Below are 3,545 nucleotides of genomic sequence, written 5' to 3' on the forward strand. Positions count from 1 at the left end.
ACTATCATAACCAAAATACCACAAGGTGAATTGATAGAAGCTTATTATAAGTTTGCGAAGTCTAAAGATGGTGGTAAGGGTAAACCTAGCAGTAACAAAAATACAACTGTAGACAATTTTGATGCAAAAACAGCTACAAATAAGCAAAAAGGTAATTATGGTGAAATAAAATCTAGTGACAATTTATTGAATAATCAAAGTTTAAAAGAAGCTGGATTTGATTTAAAGCCAGTCGGAAAAAGTGCACCATCAGGCATAAATGATAAAATAGTAAAAGGAATTGATGGATTATACGAAAATGCAAATGCAGAATCAAAGATCAAATACGTTATAGATGAGGCTAAGTTTGGTAGTTCACAATTGGGGAAAACTAAAGATGGACGACAAATGTCAAATGATTGGTTGAATGGTGCGAAGACCCGAAAAAGTAGAATATTGAAGGCAGTTGATGGAGATGCAAAATTAGCATCAAAGATTACGAAAGCATTACAAGATCAGGAAGTTGAGAGAGTGTTATCAAAGGTTGATAGTAGTGGAAATGTGAAAACATTTAGAATAGATGCAAAGGGAGACATAATTGGAGAATGGCCATAATTTAAGGCACTAGGAGGAATTGAATAGTATGAGAGATCCTTTATGTATAGAAGAAAAATGTAGAGAAGGAATAGAATATAATAAAGAGTTTATTGAGGAAAATAGAGAGGAGATTAAAAGTTTTGAAGAAGATGAAAGGAATGGTATTCAAAGAAAGGCTAAAGATAATAAAAGTCTTATAGAAGGAAGGTATCTATTAAATTTTAATTATGAGTTAGAGGATATTAACGCAAAATATTCCCTAGGAGAAGCTATCCATACAATAGAAGGAGATTTTGACAACGCTCTTATTGATTTGAGGCATATAGGGGAAAATGAAGTTGGATATTTAAATCTAATTTGGATGATATCTCTAGGGATTTTATTAGAGACGGAGAAAAAGAATCTTGTAAGTTTAGCCAAGCTAGTTGAGAAGGAAAATATGAACGACGCAGTAATCGATTTCCTCTTATGCGCTAGTGATATCGGATACACAAAAATGACGAATGTTTATTTTAAAGAAAATCCATATGCAAAAACGAGAGAGATTATAGAACTTGCACAAACAGATAAAAAAGAAGCATCTAAAAGATTACAAACGTACATGGAGAAAGAATGGTTTAAAGGCCATTATGATTATGAATGGAAAAATGCGCATAAAGAACCTGGATATGTAGGGTATTGGAGCTTTGAGACAGCTGCAATAGTAAAGATACTCGAACTTGATGATACAAGTTTAAAAGATAATAATCATTATCCATATGATTTGGCACATTATAAAAATGAAATGAAATTCAAGCATATAGACCTAAGTGAATATCACTATGAAGATGAGACAGAAGAAATCGAGGATATAGTAGAAGGAATTGAACATAATCCTGCATTGGAAAATATTATTCCGCCAAAATGGCATTCATTGGTCAATGAATTGATTCATGACTATGAGAATATGGATGATAGTAGTTTTTATGAAAAATACAAAAAAACGATAGGAATAGGTCAAGTATGGTTTTTACCACAAGAGTATGAAGAAGAAAATGAGCAAAAAAATCTATTAGGAAGTTTAATTGTGTTTGCCCTGACGGTAAGAGATTATATATTACAATTGGATTATAAAGAGGATTTAGAGGACTACATTGATAATCTTAAAATTTTCTGGAATGGATCAGAAACAAAGTTAATTCAATTTATGTTAGAGAATGATCAAAATTATTATGCATGGGTACCAAAAGAAGCAAACATCCCAAATATGTATGAAGTGAAGATTGAGAGTGTCGATGTAGAGGAAGTTCTATAACGAGCAAATCAAAATGTTGTGTATCATGGTAACGCTGAAAAACTAAATTATACGGAATTTAATGAATTAAGAGATTGAAAATAGTGGTAGTTTGGAGAATCCAACTGCCACTATTTTTGTGTTTACGAATGGTTCTGTAAATTAAGTAGAGTATTTCAGAGTGTATATATTATGTAGGAGAAGTAAATAAGTTAAAGGCGCTAAATAAAATCGGTCATATCGCAAAGACATCAAGTGGAATAAGTACATTTGCTAATGCAGAAAAACTAGCAAAAGAATTGAAGCCTACGCTTGAAATGTTACAATCATTTAAGAGAGAGGCTTCCTATGCATTCTCTAGTGTTGGTGGAACTATCATAACCAAAATACCTCAAGGTGAATTGATAGAAGCTTATTATAAGTTTGCGAAGTCTAAAGATGGTAAGACTTCAGAACCATACGATATAGTACCGTATAGGCCAAGCAATTCACCATTAGAAAATCATCATGGAGTTATGGATGTATGGGCTAAACATAATGTCCCTGATTATGTTAGTAGAGGGGCGAATACTCCAACTATAGCTTTAACTAAAGAGCAACACAATGCTACTAAAGCTGTTTATAGACAATGGCTCTTTGAAAAAACAGGGAAAAAGGTTGGAGGTAAAGTAGATTGGAAATCTGTTTCACCAAAAGAAATACAAGAATTGACGGAAAAAATGTTTGATGCTGCGAATGTACCACGTTTAGCTAGACAAGAGTATTATAGGGCCTTTAATCAATATAATTTTAGGGAGTAATTTAGATGGAAAATATTAATCAGTTGATTAAAAAAGTAAAATCATTACCTAATTGTCGAGTTCAGGAGCCTACAGAATTACCGATAATTGATAAGAATAAGCATATGCTACCAGGTGATTTAAAAGAATTTTATAGTCTTTGTGGTGGTCTAACTTTATTTGAAAATGAGGAATATCCTATTCATATTGTTACCCCAGAGGAGTTTATTTTGGCTAATCCCGTAATTGTAGGAGAGTTATGTGAAGAAGATATTTCATCAAATTGGTATATTATATGCAATGATGGTAAGGATGAATATTTAACAATAGATCTTAGTGAAGAAAGACTAGGTAGATGTTATGATAGTTTCTTTGATCGACATGGAATAGTTGGGGAGTCGCAAATTATCGCAACTTCATTCACTGACTTACTTGAAAAACTTATTAAGAATAATGGACAATATTGGTATTGGCTAAAGAGTGAATTTGAATCACTTGGAGATGCTTATGATGATCAAGAGTGAAAAAGAGAGCCTTTAAGTGGGATAAGAAAGTGAAAGAGTTTTTGAAAGTATGTACTCTATGATGGTTGTACCATCATGGAGTACTATGTGCAATGATAGAATAAGAAAACGAGGTACGAGCTTTGGCGAGATGACATTTTACTGGGTGCTGAATATAAACACATGGAATATATATTAAACTAACGAACTCGTACAAACTCGTAAGTTTTAACGTAGTAGTTGGCACGACATAGAAAAGGTAGTTGGAATGGAGAAAATCCAATTGAAGGTCGAGAATATTATGTCGAGTTAGAAATAGGAAATACAGTAGTGTGGGGAGAAGAGTTTTAATATTAGAAATATTATTGGTGTTTATAGCGAAAGTCTATATAAGGCAAGTTGAGGAATGTAGAT

General features: G+C 32.6%; 2 protein-coding genes and 2 pseudogenes. All 4 read left to right on the forward strand.

Annotated elements, in window-relative coordinates:
* Positions 1-594, forward strand: a pseudogene (locus tag ABWK52_RS26080) (cytoplasmic protein); the annotation flags it as partial.
* 28 nt (positions 595-622) lie between these two features.
* Complete coding sequence (locus ABWK52_RS26085; protein WP_098289856.1) at positions 623-1,870, forward strand: PoNi-like cognate immunity protein; 1,248 nt, start codon at positions 623-625, stop codon at positions 1,868-1,870.
* Between the two features lie 398 nt (positions 1,871-2,268).
* Positions 2,269-2,649 (forward strand): annotated as a pseudogene (locus ABWK52_RS26090) (sugar-binding protein); the annotation flags it as partial.
* A gap of 5 nt (positions 2,650-2,654) precedes the next feature.
* Positions 2,655-3,152 carry an SMI1/KNR4 family protein gene (locus tag ABWK52_RS26095; protein ID WP_000427919.1) on the forward strand — a complete coding sequence of 166 codons (498 nt, stop codon included), beginning with the start codon at positions 2,655-2,657 and terminating at the stop codon, positions 3,150-3,152.
* Positions 3,153-3,545 lie beyond the last annotated feature (393 nt).

This window comes from Bacillus sp. AP50 (assembly GCF_040492675.1).
In the GTDB taxonomy this organism is placed as follows: domain Bacteria; phylum Bacillota; class Bacilli; order Bacillales; family Bacillaceae_G; genus Bacillus_A; species Bacillus_A cereus.

What these genes read in the sequence shown, in the direction of transcription:
- ABWK52_RS26085 (WP_098289856.1), top strand. Translation starts at nt 623, where the DNA reads ATGAGAGATCCTTTATGTATAGAAGAAAAATGTAGAGAAGGAATAGAA.
- ABWK52_RS26095 (WP_000427919.1), top strand. Translation starts at nt 2,655, where the DNA reads ATGGAAAATATTAATCAGTTGATTAAAAAAGTAAAATCATTACCTAAT.